This is a genomic window from Vibrio sp. 2096, assembly GCF_033339595.1.
Lineage (GTDB): Bacteria > Pseudomonadota > Gammaproteobacteria > Enterobacterales > Vibrionaceae > Vibrio > Vibrio alginolyticus.
Genome location: NZ_JAWOUX010000019.1, coordinates 25,879 through 46,422, shown reverse-complemented (window position 1 = coordinate 46,422; position 20,544 = coordinate 25,879). Strand labels below are relative to the sequence as shown.

The following is a 20,544-nucleotide window of genomic DNA, read 5'->3' as shown; positions in this document are numbered from 1 at the left end:
TTGTTTTGGTGACGATTGACCAGAATTATGCCCAATCAATGGCTTCGCCTGCGTGCTTTTCACACTCTTTCTTCACCATTTCAAATAGCTCCATACCCGTTTTTGAGCAGGTCCATTTACCTTCAATAAGCTTGAAGTGGAAACCACCAGATTTGGACGCTAGCCAGATCTCATGCATCGGCTCTTGGCGATTAATGATGATTTGGCTGCGGTCTTCAAATTCCAATGTCATTACGTTGCCAGTGACTTCGTAATCAATGTCTGCGCCTGAATCATCGATGGATTCTTCGATGATTTGCATCTGCGCATCCACCAGTTGATGAAATTCAGTATCGTTCATCCGTCTATCCTATTGCTTTTCCTGAGTGTGGTGCGATTATAGGGGGCATTGATTCAATAATCACGATATGCGAAATGAAAAAATTAGTTACTGTGTTGTTTGTGATGGTTGCCGCGACCTTAGCGGGGTGTGGTCAGTCTGGCTCACTATACATTCCAGATGACACTCAACAGAATGAGCAATCACAATAAATAACCGCACCTTAGGGTGAAATTAGGGTTCAGCAGTCGAATAAAATAAGGGAAGCGAATTTTGGATTACTTCAACTATCAGGATGATGGCCAGCTTTGGGCCGAAGACGTCCCACTTCAAGCTCTTGCAGAGCAATATGGCACTCCTCTTTATGTATATTCTCGAGCCACGCTAGAGCGCCATTGGAAGGCGTTTGATAGTGCTGTGGGTCAGCATCCTCACCTGGTTTGCTACGCGGTGAAAGCCAACTCAAACTTAGGCGTATTGAACACGCTAGCGCGTTTGGGATCGGGTTTTGACATCGTGTCGGGTGGTGAACTTGAGCGTGTGATTGCCGCAGGCGGTGATCCGAAAAAAGTCGTTTTCTCTGGTGTTGGTAAAACACCGGCAGAGATGAAGCGCGCTCTTGAGCTAGGTATCAAATGTTTCAACGTTGAATCTGAGCCAGAGCTAGAACGTTTGAACAAGGTTGCGGGTGAGCTTGGTGTGATTGCGCCAATTTCTCTGCGTATCAATCCAGATGTCGACGCGAAAACACACCCTTACATTTCGACTGGTCTTCGCGACAATAAATTCGGCATTGCGTTTGATCGTGCGCCAGATGTTTATAAATTCGCGCAAAGCCTGCCGAACTTGAATGTGCAAGGTATCGACTGCCACATTGGTTCTCAGCTGACCAATATAGACCCATTTATCGACGCGACAGACCGTTTATTAGCCCTGATTGATGATTTAAAAGCGCAAGGCATTAACATTCGTCACCTTGACGTCGGCGGTGGTTTGGGTGTGGTCTATCGTGATGAATTACCACCTCAGCCTTCTGATTACGCCAAAGCGTTACTAGGCCGTCTTGAAAATCACCAAGACTTGGAGCTGATCTTTGAGCCAGGCCGTGCAATTGCTGCGAACGCAGGTATATTGCTAACGCGTGTTGAGTTTTTAAAACATACTGAGCATAAAAACTTTGCGATTATCGACGCTGCAATGAACGACTTGATGCGTCCTGCGCTATACCAAGCATGGCAAGATATTGTGCCAGTTTCACCGCGAAAGGGTGAAGCTCAGACTTACGACTTGGTTGGTCCTATTTGTGAAACCGGCGACTTCTTGGGTAAAGATCGCGCACTCGTTTTGCAAGAAGGTGATCTACTCGCGGTTCGTTCAGCAGGTGCCTATGGTTTTGTGATGTCTTCGAACTACAATACTCGTACCCGAGCAGCAGAAGTGATGGTGGACGGTAAACAAAGCCACTTAGTTCGCCAGCGTGAGGAGCTGACCAGTTTGTGGCAGCTGGAACAGATTCTACCGGAGTAACACACAACAAATGCATTTCCACTTTTCCAAAATGCACGGTTTGGGCAACGACTTCATGGTCGTCGACTGTATTACCCAGAACGTGTTTTTCTCGCAAGACCTGATCCGCCGCTTGGCGGATCGTCATACTGGCGTTGGTTTTGACCAATTGCTTGTGGTAGAGGCCCCTTACGACCCTGAAACCGACTTCCATTATCGGATTTTTAATGCCGATGGTAGTGAAGTTGAACAGTGTGGTAACGGTGCTCGCTGTTTTGCCCGCTTTGTTCGCTTGAAGGGGCTGACCAATAAATACAGCATCAGCGTGAGCACCAAGAAAGGAAAGATGATTCTCAACATCGAAGATGATGGGGAAGTGACGGTCAACATGGGCGTGCCAGAGTTTGAACCGAACAAAATTCCTTTCAAAGCGAAGCAAAAAGAGAAAACTTACATCATGCGAGCAGGCGACAATACCTTGTTTTGTGGTGCTGTGAGCATGGGTAACCCGCACGTAGTGACCGTGGTCGACGATGTGGATACGGCAGAAGTGGAAACTCTCGGTCCGCTGCTTGAGTCGCATGAGCGTTTCCCAGAGCGCGTCAACGCTGGCTTTATGCAGGTGATGAGTCGTGACCATATTCGTCTTCGAGTTTACGAGCGAGGCGCAGGAGAGACACAAGCTTGTGGTAGTGGTGCATGCGCGGCAGTCGCGGTTGGGATTCTGCAGGGCTTGTTGGATGAAAACGTTAAGGTTTCTCTACCTGGTGGTGAATTGCGAATTGCATGGCAAGGTCCTGGCAAGCCGTTGTTTATGACCGGACCTACAACGCATGTATTTGATGGTCAATTATCTTGCTAGTTGAAGAAAAAGGAAACGGTTTGTCTCAAGTAGAAGCAGATGCCTTAACGGCTGAAGTAGTGGCCGAGTACCTCAAAGATCATCCAGACTTTTTTGTGCAACGTCCGGAGCTTGTGGATCGCTTATCTTTCCCACACTCAGACTTAGGCGCGGTATCTTTGGTGCACATCCAAATGAATCGCCAACGTCAGCGCATTGAAGAGTTAGAGGAAGAGATCACTACACTAATGTCGCTTGCGGCGAACAATGATCGGACCTTTTACGAATTTATGGATTTGCAGGGGCAGATTCTAAAGTGTGGTGACTTTAAACAAGTCATTCATTCTATCGAAGCGAAAGCCAAGGCGCTGGGCTTACGTGCGTTTGTTCGATTGTTTAGTCAATGCGACGCATCGATTCAATTGAGTAAGGAAAGTTATCAACGCTTTGCGACCACTCACTTAAATGGCAAAGATGCGTACTTAGGACGTCTTCGCAAAGTAGATCGTGAAGCTTTGTTTGGCAACATGGAAGTGCCGGAAATGGGGTCCTATGTGGTACTGCCGCTCGTGAAACAGCAAACACTGGGCGTGCTTGCTTTTTCTAGTGAAGATGGCGGCCATTTTCAGCCAGATATGGATACCTTGTTTTTGCGTCACCTATCATTAGTAGTGGCACATCTCGCTCAAACACTGGTATGGCAAAGTTACGATGACGACAACTCCCAACACTCCTCTGCCAAATAGTCTGCAAAAGCCTCTTGAGCGCTTCTATGAATTCTTACGAAGCGAAAAGGGGCTTAGCCTACATACTCAGCGCAATTACAAACAGCAGCTAGAAACAATGGCGCAGCACTTAGCTGAAATGGGACTCAAAGATTGGTCTCAAGTGGATGCTGGTTGGGTGCGCCAATTAGCAGGTAAGGGCATGCGAGAAGGCATGAAAGCCAGCAGTTTGGCAACGCGACTCTCATCGCTGCGTAGCTTTTTCGATTTCCTTATTCTGCGTGGCGAGATGTCGGCTAACCCAGCCAAAGGGGTTTCAGCACCTCGCAAAAAACGCCCGTTGCCCAAAAACCTCGATGTTGACGAAGTGAGCCAATTACTTGAAGTCAACGAGGACGACCCGTTGGCTGTGCGCGATCGTGCCATGATGGAGCTGATGTACGGCGCCGGTTTACGTTTGGCTGAGTTGGTGGGTGTGGATGTACGTGATGTACAACTGCGTAGTGGTGAGCTTCGTGTTATTGGTAAAGGCGATAAAGAACGTAAAGTGCCGTTCTCTGGGATGGCAACCGAGTGGGTCGGGAAGTGGTTACGCGTTCGTGGTGATTTAGCCGCTCCAGGTGAGCCCGCCTTGTTTGTATCTAAGCTCGGAACGCGTATTTCGCATCGTAGCGTGCAAAAGCGCATGGCTGAATGGGGGCAGAAACAGTCTGTCGCAAGCCATATTAGTCCGCATAAATTGCGTCACTCATTTGCGACACATATGCTCGAATCAAGCAATAACTTACGTGCGGTGCAGGAGCTTTTAGGGCACGAGAACATTTCGACGACCCAAATCTACACGCACTTGGATTTCCAACATTTGGCGCAAGCCTACGACCAAGCCCACCCACGCGCACGCAAAAAGAACGGGGAGTGAGCCGAAGTATGAAATTTTATCGCCGTATCGAGCCTATTAAGGCAATGACCTTTGACCTAGATGATACCCTCTATGACAACTATCCTGTGATCGTTCGCATGGAGCGTGAGTTGCTATCTTGGCTCAAGCACCATCATCCAGCGGTTGCTCATATGAACAAAGCGGATTGGTTTGCTCTCAAACAGCGAGTTGTGCAGCAACAACCCGAGCTGAAGAGCGATGTCACTTTATGGCGTTTAGTGCAACTTCAGCAAGCCTTCTCCCAAGTAGGCTACGACGAAGACGCAGCACATGCCGCCGCGAAAGCCGCAGTAGACGTTGCGTTGGACTGGCGTAGCCGTTTTGAAGTGCCGCAGCAAAGCCTCGATGTACTGGAGGAACTCGCGCAGCACATCCCGTTGGTGGCAATCACCAACGGTAATGTGGATTTAGACCGCATCGGTCTTACGCCTTATTTCCAACAGGTACTTAAAGCAGGACCAGATGGATTGGCGAAACCCGCAACCGATATGTTTACTAAAGCGAAGCGATTCTTGGATATTCCTGCGGAGAATATTCTGCATGTCGGTGATCACCTAACCACGGATGTGCATGGTGCAAAGTTGGCTGGTTTTGCAGCCTGTTGGTTTAATGATATGAATAAAAATGTCATTAACCATTCAAAAACACGTACTTTACCTGATATTGAAATCAATAGTTTGCAGCCGTTACTCACACTTTTTTAATTGCTTTCGCATTAATCCATTCTAATCTCATTTTGTGTCTAGAAAAGCAGCGCAAAGCCACGTAAATTATTCTCTATTAAATAAAAATAGTAACGCCACACGTCGTGGTGAAGATAGTGTTACGGCAGTGGTAGGTCCATGCGAGCTTTTTCAAAACTGGTTCACGATGTCAGTCAACTGAATGACTTTTTAGTCACTTTTCCGACTTCCTCAGATAAACAATATTTAGTACAAATATTGTCGACGCAATCGCGCGAAATTACGACCACACTTGCAGACGCCGTTTTGTCGTCGCTGCCGAATGCTCATGTTATGGGGCATAGTACGCGTAATGTGATTCTGGAAGGGGAGATATTTACCTCTGGTTGCCTAGTGAGTGTGATTGAATTTGAGCAAACCACGCTGACTTCTGCGGTACAAACATACTCTTACTCTCCTGACATTGATGGCGGGGAACTCAAGCGCTCTCTTCTAATGCAGCATAATTCACAGGTGATCCTCAGCTTTGCTGTGCAAATTGAACGACGTGACTATCCCTTGTTTCAAACCTTCGCCAGTGAAGAAGTAGTGATTTCTGGAGGGTTGGCGCAGAGTATTGACGATGGCTGCTGGGTGCTATATCAAAACCGAGTTTACGATAACGCTGTGGTTGCCGTAGCTTTGCACAGTGATACTTTGAAGCTATGGACTGATGCGTATTCGGAATGGAACCCGATTGGCATGCCACACAAAGTCACTCATGCAAAAGGAACGCGCTTGTATTGTCTAGGTGAGAAGAAAGCGCTGGACGTATACAAGCGTTACTTGGCGGATGGCCATGACGTGACGCTGAGTCAACTGCTCAGCTTTCCTTTGTATCGAGAAAGCTTAGGGCGAAAGGAAGTTTGTACGGTAACGGAGCTGCACGCTGATGGCAGTATGAGCTTCGACAGGCCCTGGTGTCTTGGTGACGAAGTGCAATTTTGCTATAACCATCCCTCGTTAACGCTCGAGCAAGTGCGGCATGGTGTGGTTGAGTTAGCCATGCACCAACCTGAAGTCGTGATGATTTTTAACTGCGCGTCACGGTTAGACTTTATTGACAGCAGCGACGAAGTCCAAGCCTTCAAAGATATTGCGACGACGTTTGGTAGTTACTGTATGGGGGAACTGCATGGTGGTATTGGTCAGCCCGAAATTCTTCATCACAGCCTGACGTATTTAGCGATGCGAGAGGGAGACGAAGTGCAAACATTGAACTTGCCTAAGTCGCCCGTTAGCTCCTCTATTTCACCGTTGTTTAGCTTGATTCGAAATGCGATCGGCGATCTCAACCATATGAACGCGCATATGGGATATCAACTCGATCGCCAAACGCGCAAGTTACAAGAAAGCTATCGACGCGACAGTCGTACGGGGTTACAAAACCGGGTCGCATTGCAAGAGCGGCTGAGTAACATCGATTTGGATGAGCATTTGTTGACTCTAAAGCTACTTAACTTTAGTCATATCAACGAAAAATACGGCTACCGAGTGGGAGATCAATTACTCAAAGATCTCTCAATGCACTTTACGAATCGACTACGAAAGCGTTTCGGCATGCCAACGGCTTTGCAGCTTTATAGTATTGGGGTTGGTGAATGGGCGTTCATATTTAAAGCTGATCAAAGCAGCGAGACCATCAAACAGCACTTTGCGCGTTTTGCTGACGCGGTAGAACAAACTAATTTTGAGCCAATTGGCCTACGTGAAATAGATTATCTTTCTATCTCGCTATGCGGCGGCTTAGTGAGTCGTCGAGATTTTCCATCCGCTTCAGTAGATGAGCTCTTACTCAAAGGCATCGAAGCTAGGCGCTCCGGTGTACGCAGTAATACCCATATCTGTAATGCGAAAGATATTGAAGTCAGTGAGGATGTGCGTAAAGAGCAACTTGGATGGCTAAGTTGCGTCAGTAGAGCCATTCTCAAACAGAACATCATCACTTATAGCCAACCCATTGTGCATGCGGGTAGCCACAAATTGGCAAGCCAAGAATGTTTGGTTCGTATTCTGGAAGCCGATGGAACGGTGATTGCGCCAGGGCGTTTTCTGCCAATTATCTCTGATACGCATCTTTACACTCGACTAAGTCGGCACATGATTCATTCTACGTTGCATTATATGCGAGATAAGCAAGGTGACTTTTCTATAAACTTATCGCCGCAAGATTTGCTCAGTGATAAAACTTTAATGCTTTTAGAGCATGAAATTAGCCAGCTAAATGACCCAAGGCGAATTGGTTTAGAAGTGCTGGAATCTGAGCAGATCAAAGACTACGGCCGAATGATAGAAGTGTGCAGTCATTTTAGAAGCTTAGGGGCGCGTATCATTGTTGATGACTTTGGGTCCGGTTATTCGAATATCGATGAAATCCTAAAGTTGGAGCCAGAAGTCATAAAGCTCGATGGCAGCTTGATTCGTGATATTGATAAAGACTTAAAACAGCGCAAGATCGCTTCCCAGTTGGTGCGTTTGTGCCAGGTGTTTAACGCGGAGACGGTGGCGGAGTTCGTCCACAATCAGGAGGTGTGTACCATCGCACAAGACATGGGGGTGGATTATTTGCAGGGTTACTATCTTGGCGAGCCGACTCGACTGTTTTAATGATGTTTCACGTGAAACTTCTTGTCGTAAAAAACGCAGCGTAGGCTGCGTTTTGTGTTTGGTCCTTCTACTGAGCTTAATGTTTAACGCTTAAGAGCGTGTCCACTCTTTTCAGCTTGGAACAGAGCGAGGTAATGGGCAAAAAAGCGCTGCATTTGTTGTTGGTTGTTTTGTTCTCCAAGTTGCCCGAGCAAATGTGCAGCGACTTCAAACGTACACAAATTACCTTGTTGTTGGTTGCGTCGCAGCTGATATTGTGAGTCCGCCGACGCGGACAATCCCATAGTAGGGATACCTTCTAACCAACGGCTCTTATTGATCATCTTGCGCGCCTCTTGCCAGGTGGCATCCAAAATAATAAACAGCGGAGTTTTGGTTTGTTGCTGGCTTTGGAGTACCACATCTTCGAGTGTGATACTTTCTTCACAGGGGAAGAGCAACACCGGATACCGCGACGGATCAGCTAATAGAGAGAGTAATTCTGCTGGTGGCTGTTTGCGATCCCAGATTACTCGCTCAATGTTGAGTTGGCACTGCTCTAGTAGCTGGCCGGTATTAGTATCACGCTTCAGTTCATTCGGATGCATTAACAGCAGGATGTTGTGCTCACTGGTAAGTTTCGGCATCAGCGAGCACATACAATTGAATTGAAAACCGCAGGTTGGACACGGTTGAGACATTAAAGACGAACTCCTTCTCGCACCGGGCTTATCCCATCAGAGAACAGACGCACACCACTGACTTGGTTTGGCGTTGCCGTTGGCGCCATGCTTGGGTTGAGTGGGTAGCTAACCCCAGTGTATTGCATAACATGTTGAGCCGCTTTAGCTCCGCCACCGCTGACATTAAAAATCAGATCTCGCCAACCATGAGAGGTTTGTTGGCCGAGCATAATCGGGCTTTGCACTAGTGTAATGCGGCTATTAAAGCGCCATTCCTTTTCGTGATGTTCAAATATTAGCAATGTACAGCCACCGGAACCACACCAATCCAACTGTACCAATAGCTCTTCGTTACCATCGCTGTTGAGGTCGTAAGTTAGCCAACGGTATTGGTTATTGTTGGGGTTGGTTTGATGGATAAAGAAGTAGTTGCGCACCGCGGCATCTACTTTTGAATCAAACTCTGCACTAGAAGGGACGTCAGCACTACCGATGGGGTTGTTGGTGCGTTTTTCGGCTGGTTGCATGATGCCTTCATCACGAACGGTGGCAGGATAAAGGACTAAACCACCATCGGCGATTGGGTATACCAAGTTACCGACTTTTTCTTTGGTCGCTTTGAGCTGATTGCCTTCTCGAGTAAACAGTCGCTCTGACATTAGCCTTTGCTGTTGATGATGCGTCATGACAACTTGAACCTGAGACGGACTTAACTGTTGCCAGTAACCACGCTCGATTAATGGTGCTTGTCCATTGGCGTAACGGTATTTTGTTGTGGCGCTGTGGTCTGGGTTTAAGGTCATTTGTACTTCAAAGCCTTGTGATTGGGTTGAGGTCGCGACATAGGTATTAGCCCAGCCAAGCGTTGCATCGACGTTTGCAGCCATACCACAACCTTGATACGTCTCGCCATCATGTTTTAGTGTTGCTTTCCAGCCATATAAAGAATCGCTCATTGTGTCTGAGCAGAGGTTTTCTGTTAAGCGAAGCTCACCACCTTGCAGTTGATAAGTGCGCTGGCGAGGTTGAAGCTGACTGCTGTTAATCGCTAATTTTGTGGTTTGTTTGCCGATTTGCTGGAATGTTAGTCCATTAGCCTCAAAGCTTGCCGACCAAGAAGGCTCATTACCAAACACGCGAGTTGGTTTGTTTGGTTGCTGACAACGGTTTGGGTTTTCCGTTGTGAGGAAGTTCACTTGTTCCACTACAAAGTTAGCATCGAAATCAGCAGAAAACCCATCGATGCCCGGTGGGTTGAGGTGGCCGATAACCTCGCCATACATAGTCTGGTAAGGCTCGTTATTTAACTGAATTGCTCGTTGCATTTGCTGTGGTGATAGTTGCAACCAATATTGCTTGTCGCTGCCACAAGGCATGATGTATTGGCTCTCGTGACCGACGATCACTTTTCCGCGTAGCATAAAAGTTTGAGGTTGAATGGTTTCAGGCTTATCTAAGGTTGCTGGTGGAGAGGTTGGGTCAGCAGCACCAGATTGTGGCGGCTGTGAACTACATGCTTGCAGAACCAGCAGGGTGGCAAGCGCCACTGGGTTTTTCAAAGCCTTCATGTTATATCTTCCTCATTATTGTTACTCAATCGGCATCGGATGGCATTATGGCATATTGGTTATTTAAAACTGAACCAGATACCTTTTCTATTGACACGCTTCGAACCCAAAAGGTTTCATGTTGGGAGGGAGTTCGTAATTATCAGGCGCGCAATATGATGCGTGACCAAGTGAAGGTGGGCGATTTAGTCCTGATTTACCACTCTTCTTGTAAACATGTTGGCGTGGCAGGTATTGCTAAAGCTGTGAGAGAAGCCTATCCCGATCATTTCCAATTCGATCCCGAAAGCGATTATTACGATCCAAAGTCAGACCCAGACAACCCGCGTTGGATTATGGTGGATGTCGAGTTTGTACGTAAAACGGCGCGAGTGATTCCGTTGTCGGTGATGAAAGCGATGCCAGAACTTGAGAACATGCCGTTGGTGAAACGTGGAAATCGCTTGTCGATTATGCCCGTGACAGAAGAAGAATGGGACGCGATTCTTGGCAAAGAGAAGCTGCCAAGTCAGCGATAAAAGAGAAGGGCTGCGAATGTGCAGCCCTTCATTATTTGGAGTATTGAAGCTTACAGCAAGTGTTCTTGTAGGTAGTGTGCAACCGCATCTTCTGCATTGCTGCCAATTACTTCATTATTTGGTAGAGCTTTCATCACTTTTTCGTGTGATGTACCCATAACTAGCCCTTTACTTGCCATCGACAGCATTTCTACGTCATTCATGCCATCACCAAATGCTACGCAGTTTTCTAACGTGAGGTCGAGTTTTTTCGCTACCGCTTCAAGAGCATGACCTTTAGACACGCCAGCGCTCATTACTTCCAAACACCAAGGCGTTGAAAATGCGATGTTCAGCTTATCACCAAACTGCTCACGTAGTTTGTTTTCAAATACGACCAAACGTTCGTGGTCTTCTCCAGGATGCGTGAAGAAAACTTTCGCAATACCGTCAGTTGGGGCGTGGTCTTCATCAAATAAGACGTAAGTGAATTCATCGTGGAAGTCACGTAACGTTTCATCATCCTTGTTCATCAACCAGCTATCATTTTGATACATGTGAATAAGTATTTCTTGATCATGTTTGATCGTGTCGATCACGCCTTGTACCAGTTCCGCAGGGACATTCTCGCTGTACATTAGCTGATCTTCCTGGTCATGCACTCGGGCACCATTCGACGTGATCATATAAGCTGGAATGCCAACTTGGCGACGGATGCTCGCAACGTCTACGTGGTGACGGCCGGTTGCAAAGACAAAGGTATAACCCTTTTCATGCAGCGCTTTTAGCGTCTCTTTTGAGTAAGCACTGAGCTGATGGTTTGGTGCGAGTAACGTGCCATCCAGATCAGAGGCAACGATTTTGGTGATCTCTTTGCAAGGTAGCGATGTGCTCATGAAGTCCTCGTAAACGGTTTGGATAGTGTGGAACAGGTGAATTGCAAACGGAGTACAGCAGACTGACTAGATCGTACTGCTCCGAATGCGGGGGAACTTGGGCCCGTAGCACTATGCGGTTAAACACTGTGTCAAAGTAGCCAAGTTCAAGCAGTGTACGCCAAAATGAGGATGAAAAAGAGGGTAAATCGATGTGTAGACATTTCCTCTTTAATCTTAGTCGTGAAATGGTCGCCTAGAGTTCTTATTGTGCTTGTTCGTTTGATGGCGATTTAGGGTCATTCATAAAGCGGAAAATCGCATCGAGCGCTTGATTACGATACTTGTCGGTCTCGAACAAGATTTCATGCTGTGCGCCTTCGATGGAAAGCAGATCCGCGTGCGGGTTGGTTTTCCGCAATTTATCAATAAAACGCTTTTGCGCGAGGTTGCTAACAATCCGATCGTTTCCGGCTTGGATTAGGATTACTGGTATTTTGACTTGGCGAGTTAATAAAAAGCACTGCTTAGCGGCCATGAGCCCTTGCCAAACCCAGCGAGTGCTTGGCCCACCGACTTGCAGTTCCGGTTTTTCCGTATATAGGTTTCGGAACCATTGGTAGCGGCCGTAACTTTGGCTAAGTGGGTTATCTTCAAAGGGCTTAGGGAAGTAGGCCTGATGTCCTGGTGCATAGCGTGGCAAAGTCGATACCGCTGACATAATTTGTGTGACCGGAATCGCTATTGGTGATAGGTACCATGGCAGGTTAATGCCAAACATGGGCGCACTTAGAATCAAACCAGTAAAAGGGTGTTCTGGGTGAGTTTGCAGGTAACGTGTGGCGATCGCGCCGCCCATAGAGTGCGCGATGATGAAGCATTGTTGATATTCGCTAAGGTCGTGTTTTTTTACGACGATGTCCATATCATCAATATAATCAGTAAAGTCATAGACGTGACCCATATCTGAGTCAGATAATAAACGATCTGATAAACCTTGACCGCGGTGGTCAAAGGAATAGACATCGAAACCTTGGCGGTAGAGATCGTAAAACAGCTCTTGGTATTTCCAGGAAGACTCAATGCGTCCATTTACGATGAGCACGGCTTTTTTATGCTCTGGGTTGGTTAGCTTGCACCAGTAAATGTTCTTTTTCTCAGTCCCTTTAACAAAGCCCTCTTGGCGAGTTTGCCAAAGTGCTGCGATCGGACCACCAATTGCTTGCTCAAATAATGTCTCTTGAGTATAAGTCAAAGGTGAATGGTTAGTCGCCATTAGTTGATTACCTGAAGATACGTTGTTTACGCGATGTATCATCGAAGAATTAGTGAGGAAATGCAATGGATACCCATGTCTGGTTAGCTTATGTAGTAACAGCAATCGTTTTTAGTTTGGCTCCGGGCTCTGGCACGGTGAACTCAATCAGTAATGGTTTGAGTTACGGTACCCGTAAATCACTGGGTGCCATTATTGGCTTACAAATTGGTTTAGTTATCCACATCGCGCTGGTGGGGGCGGGTATTGGTGCGCTTGTCGCGCAGTCAGCAACCGCATTTTCTGTCATTAAATGGGTTGGTGCCGCTTATCTGGTTTGGCTGGGGGTTCAGAAATGGCGCGACACATCAAGCTTAGTCGCAGCTGAAAACCACAACGAGATGTCAGGCACGGCGCTGTTGTACAAGGCAGTGTTGATTAACCTCACCAACCCTAAATCGATTGTTTTTCTGGTGGCGTTGTTCCCGCAGTTTATTGACCCGGCAAAAGACCAAATCACGCAACTGTTGGTGCTTGGCGTCACTACGGTCGTGATTGATGCGTGTGTAATGTTGGGTTACACGAGCTTGGCAGCACAAATGGGACGCTTTATTCGCTCCGATAAAATCATGGGAAAAATAAACAAAGTATTCGGTTCAATGTTCATGGGTTGTGGTGCATTATTAGCAGCTGCAAAGTCATAAGCCATTTATAGGTCCTTCTTTAGCATGAATACAACGTATGTCGCTCGCCAGCCGATCTTTAATCGAAAAAGACAGACGCTGGGTTATGAATTGTTGTTTCGAGACGGGGAGAGTAACGCATACCCTTCACATATTGATTCAAATCGAGCGACATACCGACTGATCGTCGAAAACTTCCTATCACTGGGCACTAACCCAGTGATTGCCTCTTCAAGATGCTTTATTAACTTTCCTCATCAAAGCTTGGTGCGACGTTTGCCGCGCAGTTTGCCGAAAAACAAAATTGTCATCGAAGTGTTGGAAACGTGCCAACCTACGGATGAGCTTCTTGATGCGATTCGTGAGTTTTATCGAGAAGGTTACTTGATCGCTTTGGATGACTTCACCCTAACACCAGAATGGCGTCGTTTTTTGCCATATGTGCATATTGTGAAGCTCGACATTATGGCGATGGGGCTCGAAAAGGCCTGTGAACTGGTCAAAACACACCTTGCCAAACGCGTCAAATACCACTTTTTAGCAGAACGTGTTGAAACCGCAGAAGAGTTTGAGCAAGCGAAAGCGGCTGGCTTTAAATTTTTCCAAGGTTATTTTTTTAGCAAGCCACTCGTCTCGCAGACTAAATACGTCAGTCCTGAGCAAGTGTTGGCATTGCAACTGTTTCGTGAAGTTTGTGCTCCTGAGCCTGACTTTACTCGTATCGAGTCCATCATTACGCAAGATGTCGCGTTGTCATATAAATTATTGCGTTTTGTAAATACGCAAGCGCCGAATTTGGCTGTCGAAATCAGCTCTTTTCGTCAGGCATTGATTTATCTTGGCCAGGATAACCTTAAGCAGTTTGTCTCTTTGGTTGTGGCATCGTATATCTCCAGTAACAAGCCTCGAGAGCTGTATCACCTTTCATTGCAACGAGCTCAATTTTGCCAATTGATGTCGCGCTATCAGCCATTCTCTCATCTCAACGAACAAGGTTTCATGGTTGGTTTGCTGTCGATTCTAGATGCGCTGTTGGATCTTTCGGTGGAATCTTTAGTTAGGCAGTTACCGCTTAGTCATTCAGTACAACAAGCGCTATTACATCGCAAAGGGGTTTATGGTGCACTTATTTCCCTCGAAGAGTGCTACGAGCGTGCCGATTGGTCAGGGGTTGAAAAAATCACGATGCAATTGGGGTTGCCTTTAGAGGAAGTGAAGCTCTCCTTAGGTGAAGCGGTTCGCTGGAGTCAAAGCATCGCGACTGCATAATTTCTGGTTTTATCTTTTATCTCTTTGAATCTCTCTCTTTACAATCAAGCTGTTCGTTAGATGTGAAACTTTTATGACGATGGACGGTTTCCTCTTGACGATATATCTTAATTAAATAAACATATACGCATATCCATATATAGGTATGTTCATTATGCTTCCACATCAGTTTTTTAAGCTGTTATCCGATGAAACACGCGTACGTTGTTTAATGCTCGTGGCCCGTGAAGGTGAAACTTGCGTTGGTGATTTGGCGTTTGCTCTACAAGAGAGCCAGCCGAAAGTTTCTCGTCATCTTGCTCAGTTACGATCCAGTGGCATCTTGGTGGATAAACGCCAAGGACAATGGGTGTATTACGAGTTATCACAGCAATTACCAGGTTGGATGCGAAAGTTAATTGAAGACTTAGTGGCATCAAACTGTTTGAAGCAGGAATACCAAGACGACATCACACGCTTACACGATAAAAGTCGTGAGGCTTGCTGTTAACAGCGAATAGAGATTCAAGGTAGAAGATTAGAGGGTAAAACTATGACAATTAAAGTAGGAATTAATGGCTTTGGCCGAATTGGTCGCTTAGCGCTGCGAGCGGCATTTGATTGGCCAGAATTGGAGTTTGTGTTAATCAACGATGTCGCAGGTGACGCAGCTACGCTTGGTCACTTATTAGAATTCGATTCAGTGCAAGGTCGTTGGCATCATGGAGTTCAGGTCGAAGGCAGTGAGCTCGTCATCAACGGCAAGCGTGTCGCCACGACTCAACAACGCGATATCGATGCGGTGAACTGGTCTGATTGTGATGTTGTGATTGAAGCGACAGGCGTACATCGCAAAACATCATTCCTAAACAAATACCTAGAGCAAGGCGTGAAACGTGTCGTGGTAAGCGCACCTGTGAAAGAAGAAGGTATTGCGAACATTGTGGTGGGTGTGAACGACCATATTTTCGACCCTGAAAAACATCGTATCGTGACAGCAGCTTCGTGTACGACTAACTGTATCGCACCTGTGGTTAAAGTCATTCATGAGAAATTGGGTATCGAACAATCTTCTTTTACGACCATTCACGACCTGACGAATACGCAAACTATTTTGGATGCGCCACACAAAGATCTACGCCGTGCAAGAGCATGCGGCATGAGCCTTATCCCGACCACGACGGGTAGCGCGAAGGCGATTGTCGAAATTTTCCCAGAATTAAAAGACAAAATTAATGGTCATGCGGTTCGCGTACCTCTAGCAAACGCATCGTTAACAGACATCATTTTTGATGTGAAGCGTGATACCACAGCAGAAGAAGTGAATGCACTGTTAAAAGAAGCATCTGAAGGTGATTTGAAAGGCATCCTTGGCTTCGAAGAGCGTCCTTTAGTTTCTATCGATTATAAAGGCGACCAACGTTCAACCATCGTTGATGCGCAATCAACCATGGTTGTGGGTTCTCGTATGGTTAAGATTTACGCTTGGTACGATAACGAAATGGGTTATGCAACGCGCACAGCAGAGCTGGTTCGTAACGTTGGTTTGGCTTAAAAAGGGGGTCACAATGTCTCATCCTACATGGCAATTAGATTTGGACTCCGGTGCTTTAATCTTAACACCGTGCCCAGGAACGAAAGGTGTCGATTTGCATGCGTCGTTAGAACAGTTGAAAGAGCAGGGTGTTCAAGCGGTCGTTACTGCATTAGATGATAGTGAATTAGCTGCGAAGAATGTCTCTGCATTGGGTGAAGCCACTCAGCAACTGGGTATGAAATGGTTCCAGATCGAGATTGAAGACGACTGCGCACCAAATGAAGAATTTGCGACGAAGTGGCAACAAGCCAGTCCGGAACTGCACGCGATTCTTGCTCAAGGTGGCAAAGTTGCGATGCATTGTATGGGTGGTTCGGGGCGCACAGGTTTGTTCGCTGCTCACCTACTCCTAGAAAAGGAATGGCAGTTAGAAGATATCGTGCGAGAAGTGCAGGCATTGCGCCCTGGTGCATTTACAAAACCTGTGCAAGTTGAGTACATCGAACGTGTGGCTCAAGACGCTTGATCAGCTTAAATAGCTTTTGGTTCATCATGATCCAAAAGCTAAATTCGAGCTTCTTCAGGATACGACTGTTTACAAAAAATGCCATTAATATTAACTAATGCATTGTTTTTAAGGTGTATTTTGCTTTTTATTGATGTTGGGGCATTTTTTAAAAATCACAGCAACATTATATTGGTCAATGTTGCTGTACAGGTTAGGAAGTATTTAGAACATGATGATCTAAATGCTTCTATCGCTGTACATATGAGGTCAATATGATTTCTCAATTAAGCAAAAGTATTCGTCAGTACATGTTAGTGACGTTTAACGATTGGAACTTTACGGTGACCGATGGCGCACTGCGTATGCTGGTGGTGCTCTATTTTCATGACTTAGGTTATTCCACGTTAGCTATTGCCTCACTGTTTCTTTTCTATGAATTTTTTGGTGTGGTGACAAACCTGGTTGGTGGTTGGTTGGGCGCAAGGTTAGGCCTAAATAAAACCATGAACATTGGTTTAGCGATGCAAGTGTTTGCGTTGCTGATGCTCGCAGTACCAAATGCATGGCTGACCATTCCTTGGGTGATGGCAGCGCAAGCTCTGTCGGGGATTGCCAAAGATCTGAACAAAATGAGTGCTAAGAGCGCGATTAAAACGCTAGTACCAGACGAACAGCAAGGTGCGCTCTACAAATGGGTAGCGATTTTGACTGGCTCGAAGAATGCACTCAAAGGAGCGGGCTTTTTTGTTGGTGGCTTGCTGCTGTCTTGGGTGGGTTTTCAAAACTCGATGTTTATTATGGCGGGTGTACTTACATTAGTGTTTGTTTGCAGCATGATCTGGCTAGAAGCGGACATGGGTAAAGCAAAGAGTAAACCTAAGTTTCGCCAAATATTCTCCAAGTCTGAATCGATAAACATTTTATCCGCAGCACGCATGTTCTTGTTTGGTGCTCGTGATGTGTGGTTTGTCGTTGCTCTGCCTATTTATCTTGGTAGCGTGTTTGGCTGGGATCACTTGTGGGTTGGTAGCTTTCTCGCAGCGTGGGTCATTGCTTATGGGTTTGTGCAAGGCTTTGCGCCGCGTATTACTGGCAAAGCGCAAGGTCGTGTGCCTGATGGTAGTGCAGCATTGGTGTGGGCAGGAATCCTAGCGTTAATTACGGCTGGTATTGCTTATGGTGTGCAAATCGGTTGGCAGCCTGAATTGGTGATTGTGGTAGGTTTGATGATTTTTGGCGCTGTGTTTGCCATTAACTCTTCGCTGCACTCGTACTTGATAGTGAGCTACGCTAAAGGCGATGGCGTCTCGTTGGATGTCGGTTTTTACTACATGGCCAATGCGATGGGACGTTTGATTGGCACGGTATTATCGGGTTGGATCTACCAAGAGGCTGGTCTTGCAGCGTGCTTATGGGTTTCTTTTGCTTTCTTGGCACTGACGACGCTGATTTCAATTAAGTTGCCAAAAGCTAATGTTGCTACTGCGTAACTACCCCCAGTATCGCTATCTGTAGATGGTATAAATGGCTCCAAATCGGAGCCATTTTTGTTTCTTATGCGCCGTTTGCTGTAATCAGATTGTTTCGGTTTGGCATCGAGAGTGAATACTGATGCTTGGTTTTTGGTTCTCGTTAAGTGATTAGAGTGGTGATGAAATCCCCGTTGTAGGTCATTGTTGAGTTAAAAATAAGCAAAAACAGATTGTTAACTATTTCACTGGTTGAGATTTACCCTATGCTATAAACGATAAGCGACTCAAAGTAGGGAAAGGTATGAGAGAAAGGGTTCTGTTTTTTGATTTATTGCGCTGCTTCGCAGCGGTAGCAGTGATCGCCATTCACGTCTTGGCACCGTATCGAAATGAGTTAGGAGTGATTCCATTTGACCAATGGCTGACAGCGGTAGGCGTGAATAGCGTAACCCGCTGGGCAGTGCCAGTTTTTATTTTGATCACCGGAGCGCTAATGCTCAGTGACACTCGACCATTTGACGGTAAGTATTATATCAAAAGGCGTTTGGGCAAAGTTTTAGTTCCATTTCTTATTTGGTCGATGTTTTATGCATACCTTTCAGGCTGGACTTCTCAAGGCTTTGATTTTGAAACCGTAAAAGAGGTATTAAGCAATAGCCCATTCCACGCAACGTATTACCATCTCGGCTTTTTCTATTACTTTATACCACTGTATTTTGTGATTCCGCTGTTTCAATGGATAGTACGCAACGTGGATGACAACGTCTTGTATACCTATCTCGCATTTTGGCTTTTCACCAGCACTCTGTTCTTGTTCAAGATTGATGGCCCTTGGAGTAATCAGATGTGGCTTTATATGGGTTACCTTCCACTGGGGTATGTTTTATTTCAAAAGGTACCTTTGAATCGCTCTATGGTGACCTTATTTGTTGGGCTAGGACTCGTGGCGTTGGCAGTGACCTTTACGATGGTTGTGACAAATAGCTTAGAGGCGGAGAAGTATACGGTTGGGCGCTGGCTCTCTTATAAAACACTGAATGTGATTCTAGCGGCTTCGATGATTTTTATGATCGGGCGTTACTTTGGTGAAGGCTTATCACCAAAAGTACAAAAAGCGGTAAGTGTGATCAGTCAGCACAGCTTGGGGATTTATTTACTTCACCCTATTTTCTTATGGCCGATGAAAGAGTTCGGTTGGTACACAGGACATCCTGCGTGGGTGATTCCAGTCTGGATCGTTCTAAGTGGAGCTGGAGCCTTGGCGATGAGCTATCTCTTTTCTCGTTCTGCCAAGACTCGTTGGTTACTGCCTTAACGTTTGATAGCGAAGTGAAGGAACTTGTTGCCGCGATAGGTCAGTGTTCCCTTATCTCCAGGGTTGAGTGCATGGTAGTAATGCACTCCAATTTGGAATTCACGCTTTGGACCGATAGAACCACGTTGAACGTAAATCCAATACTCTTGATCGTCTTGACCTGGTGGTGCGTTTGGTATGTCTATCGCTTGTTTATCTAAAACCGTTACCTGCGCGCTTTGCTCTGGAGCGTCTTCGCCCACATAGTGCTTACTATAAAAACGGAAAAACACCCACGCGCCCAAGGCAATAAGGGCGAATAGGGCGACAATAAGTGAGATTGGCATATTAACCTCCAATGTTTTATCGGGTCCCATTCTACAGAACTCGCTGACGAAACGATGAGTTGAGGTAGCTTATTCATAATCTAATGAAAGGGATATGGAGATTATTCGGCGCACTTCACGATTTATCTTAATGATGCACGATGAAATCGTCGCTTCATCTGCAAGCTAAGTCACTAAAGCTGAACGAAGCGGCTTTCACTTGTTAGGCTATATGAGCTCAAGGGCACAAATTGAAAGTAAAATTGCACTTAACGGCTCGAAAAAGCTCTAAATTTATAGAAGAATAAAAATAATGAACATAGGAAGGGTCTGGTAAGGAGGGTTACGATGTCAGATATTGAAAAAGTAGTCATGCGTACCCGAACGATCGAAAAACTTTTGCGTACTCAGTACCATGCAGAAGGGAAAGGGTTGCACCAACTTATTAATAGTTGTGAAGAACGTTTACCGCATGACGTGATAGCAAAGCTTCGATTCATCGCAACCGTGCGTAACAAAGTGGTGCACGAAGACGATTACAAGCTGGATGATCGTAAAGGCTTTATGGCGGCATGTGATGCTTGTGAAAAAGAGCTGACACCAAGAAGCTCTCGCTTTATTTGGCGTACAGCAATTTTGCTAATGACGTTGATTACGCTGGCCGCTCTTGGTTTCTACTATATGCACTGGGATATTTTGTCTAAGCACATTCAGTAGAGCTATACAGATAAATAAAAAAGGACGCATTTGCGTCCTTTTTTATTTTAAATCATTGGGTTAGTACATCATTGGCAGTGTCATTAAACCCACAACCACTGCAATCATAACCAGCCCTTGTTTTTGAGAAGATGAAATCATAACACTACCCCTTAATCTTTGATGAACTCGATGAATTTAATATAGCACTGTTTTTGGGGTTTGATCAACATATGCTCGTTAATCTTTTCAAAAACCACACT

Annotated in this window: 22 protein-coding genes; 16 read left to right on the top strand and 6 right to left on the bottom strand. The window is 46.0% G+C overall.

Annotation, left to right across the window (positions count from 1 at the left end):
• Positions 1-25: 25 nt before the first annotated feature.
• Positions 26-340: an iron donor protein CyaY gene (gene cyaY, locus R7Q41_RS22215; RefSeq protein ID WP_005378747.1), complete on the bottom strand. Its 315-nt coding sequence runs from the start codon at positions 338-340 to the stop codon at positions 26-28.
• Positions 341-414: 74 nt separating this feature from the next.
• Here cyaY and lptM point away from each other — a divergent pair, with 74 nt between their 5' ends.
• From lptM to R7Q41_RS22180, 7 genes are all read left to right on the top strand, one after another.
• Positions 415-531 (top strand): LPS translocon maturation chaperone LptM, encoded by a 117-nt coding sequence (lptM, locus tag R7Q41_RS24520; RefSeq protein ID WP_005378746.1) that lies wholly within the window; start codon positions 415-417, stop codon positions 529-531.
• A 61-nt stretch (positions 532-592) separates the two neighbouring features.
• The gene (lysA, locus tag R7Q41_RS22205) at positions 593-1,846 is read left to right on the top strand and encodes a diaminopimelate decarboxylase (RefSeq protein WP_005378745.1); all 1,254 of its coding nucleotides are present in this window, start codon (positions 593-595) and stop codon (positions 1,844-1,846) included.
• Between the two features lie 10 nt (positions 1,847-1,856).
• The gene (gene dapF / locus R7Q41_RS22200) at positions 1,857-2,687 is read left to right on the top strand and encodes a diaminopimelate epimerase (protein ID WP_005378744.1); all 831 of its coding nucleotides are present in this window, start codon (positions 1,857-1,859) and stop codon (positions 2,685-2,687) included.
• Positions 2,681-3,412 carry a DUF484 family protein gene (locus R7Q41_RS22195; RefSeq protein WP_005378743.1) on the top strand — a complete coding sequence of 244 codons (732 nt, stop codon included), beginning with the start codon at positions 2,681-2,683 and terminating at the stop codon, positions 3,410-3,412. The genes dapF and R7Q41_RS22195 overlap by 7 nt, the downstream gene beginning before the upstream one ends.
• The gene (xerC, locus tag R7Q41_RS22190; protein ID WP_005378742.1) at positions 3,378-4,310 is read left to right on the top strand and encodes a tyrosine recombinase XerC; all 933 of its coding nucleotides are present in this window, start codon (positions 3,378-3,380) and stop codon (positions 4,308-4,310) included. The genes R7Q41_RS22195 and xerC overlap by 35 nt, the downstream gene beginning before the upstream one ends.
• A gap of 8 nt (positions 4,311-4,318) precedes the next feature.
• The gene (gene yigB, locus R7Q41_RS22185) at positions 4,319-5,035 is read left to right on the top strand and encodes a 5-amino-6-(5-phospho-D-ribitylamino)uracil phosphatase YigB (protein ID WP_005378741.1); all 717 of its coding nucleotides are present in this window, start codon (positions 4,319-4,321) and stop codon (positions 5,033-5,035) included.
• Between the two features lie 138 nt (positions 5,036-5,173).
• Positions 5,174-7,660 (top strand): EAL domain-containing protein, encoded by a 2,487-nt coding sequence (locus R7Q41_RS22180; protein WP_054577268.1) that lies wholly within the window; start codon positions 5,174-5,176, stop codon positions 7,658-7,660.
• A gap of 83 nt (positions 7,661-7,743) precedes the next feature.
• Here the strand turns inward: R7Q41_RS22180 and R7Q41_RS22175 are convergent, their stop codons facing one another.
• A complete protein-coding gene (locus R7Q41_RS22175; RefSeq protein ID WP_054575535.1) occupies positions 7,744-8,340 on the bottom strand; it encodes a tRNA-uridine aminocarboxypropyltransferase in 597 nt (198 codons plus the stop codon).
• A complete protein-coding gene (locus R7Q41_RS22170) occupies positions 8,340-9,890 on the bottom strand; it encodes a COG3650 family protein (protein WP_054577269.1) in 1,551 nt (516 codons plus the stop codon). Before R7Q41_RS22170 ends, R7Q41_RS22175 begins: the two co-directional genes overlap by 1 nt.
• Before the next feature lie 47 nt (positions 9,891-9,937).
• Here R7Q41_RS22170 and R7Q41_RS22165 point away from each other — a divergent pair, with 47 nt between their 5' ends.
• A complete protein-coding gene (locus R7Q41_RS22165) occupies positions 9,938-10,408 on the top strand; it encodes an EVE domain-containing protein (RefSeq protein ID WP_054729579.1) in 471 nt (156 codons plus the stop codon).
• Between the two features lie 50 nt (positions 10,409-10,458).
• Here R7Q41_RS22165 and R7Q41_RS22160 read toward each other — a convergent pair whose 3' ends face one another.
• Positions 10,459-11,283, bottom strand: coding sequence for a Cof-type HAD-IIB family hydrolase (locus tag R7Q41_RS22160; protein WP_054729576.1), 825 nt, complete (start codon positions 11,281-11,283; stop codon positions 10,459-10,461).
• Positions 11,284-11,527: 244 nt separating this feature from the next.
• A complete protein-coding gene (locus R7Q41_RS22155; RefSeq protein ID WP_318144665.1) occupies positions 11,528-12,538 on the bottom strand; it encodes an alpha/beta fold hydrolase in 1,011 nt (336 codons plus the stop codon).
• A gap of 65 nt (positions 12,539-12,603) precedes the next feature.
• Here R7Q41_RS22155 and rhtB point away from each other — a divergent pair, with 65 nt between their 5' ends.
• The 7 genes from rhtB to R7Q41_RS22120 all read left to right on the top strand — a co-directional run bounded on the left by rhtB (position 12,604) and on the right by R7Q41_RS22120 (position 19,280).
• Positions 12,604-13,221, top strand: a complete 618-nt coding sequence (gene rhtB, locus R7Q41_RS22150) for a homoserine/homoserine lactone efflux protein (protein ID WP_054729573.1) — start codon at positions 12,604-12,606, stop codon at positions 13,219-13,221.
• A 24-nt stretch (positions 13,222-13,245) separates the two neighbouring features.
• On the top strand, positions 13,246-14,469 hold the full coding sequence (locus R7Q41_RS22145; RefSeq protein WP_053304474.1) for an EAL and HDOD domain-containing protein: 1,224 nt from the start codon (positions 13,246-13,248) through the stop codon (positions 14,467-14,469).
• 154 nt (positions 14,470-14,623) lie between these two features.
• Positions 14,624-14,959 carry a metalloregulator ArsR/SmtB family transcription factor gene (locus R7Q41_RS22140; RefSeq protein ID WP_005378730.1) on the top strand — a complete coding sequence of 112 codons (336 nt, stop codon included), beginning with the start codon at positions 14,624-14,626 and terminating at the stop codon, positions 14,957-14,959.
• A gap of 42 nt (positions 14,960-15,001) precedes the next feature.
• A complete protein-coding gene (locus R7Q41_RS22135; protein WP_005383630.1) occupies positions 15,002-16,003 on the top strand; it encodes an ArsJ-associated glyceraldehyde-3-phosphate dehydrogenase in 1,002 nt (333 codons plus the stop codon).
• A gap of 13 nt (positions 16,004-16,016) precedes the next feature.
• Positions 16,017-16,511, top strand: coding sequence for a cyclin-dependent kinase inhibitor 3 family protein (locus R7Q41_RS22130; protein WP_005383629.1), 495 nt, complete (start codon positions 16,017-16,019; stop codon positions 16,509-16,511).
• Between the two features lie 254 nt (positions 16,512-16,765).
• Positions 16,766-17,983, top strand: a complete 1,218-nt coding sequence (gene arsJ, locus R7Q41_RS22125) for an organoarsenical effux MFS transporter ArsJ (protein ID WP_318144664.1) — start codon at positions 16,766-16,768, stop codon at positions 17,981-17,983.
• A 283-nt stretch (positions 17,984-18,266) separates the two neighbouring features.
• Positions 18,267-19,280, top strand: coding sequence for an acyltransferase (locus tag R7Q41_RS22120; RefSeq protein WP_318144663.1), 1,014 nt, complete (start codon positions 18,267-18,269; stop codon positions 19,278-19,280).
• Here R7Q41_RS22120 and R7Q41_RS22115 read toward each other — a convergent pair.
• Positions 19,277-19,606 carry a DUF2500 domain-containing protein gene (locus tag R7Q41_RS22115; RefSeq protein ID WP_005389668.1) on the bottom strand — a complete coding sequence of 110 codons (330 nt, stop codon included), beginning with the start codon at positions 19,604-19,606 and terminating at the stop codon, positions 19,277-19,279. The two genes, R7Q41_RS22120 and R7Q41_RS22115, sit on opposite strands and share 4 nt — an antisense overlap.
• 327 nt (positions 19,607-19,933) lie before the next feature.
• Between R7Q41_RS22115 and R7Q41_RS22110 the strand changes: the two genes are divergently transcribed.
• Positions 19,934-20,302, top strand: a complete 369-nt coding sequence (locus R7Q41_RS22110) for a hypothetical protein (RefSeq protein ID WP_005378717.1) — start codon at positions 19,934-19,936, stop codon at positions 20,300-20,302.
• Positions 20,303-20,544 lie beyond the last annotated feature (242 nt).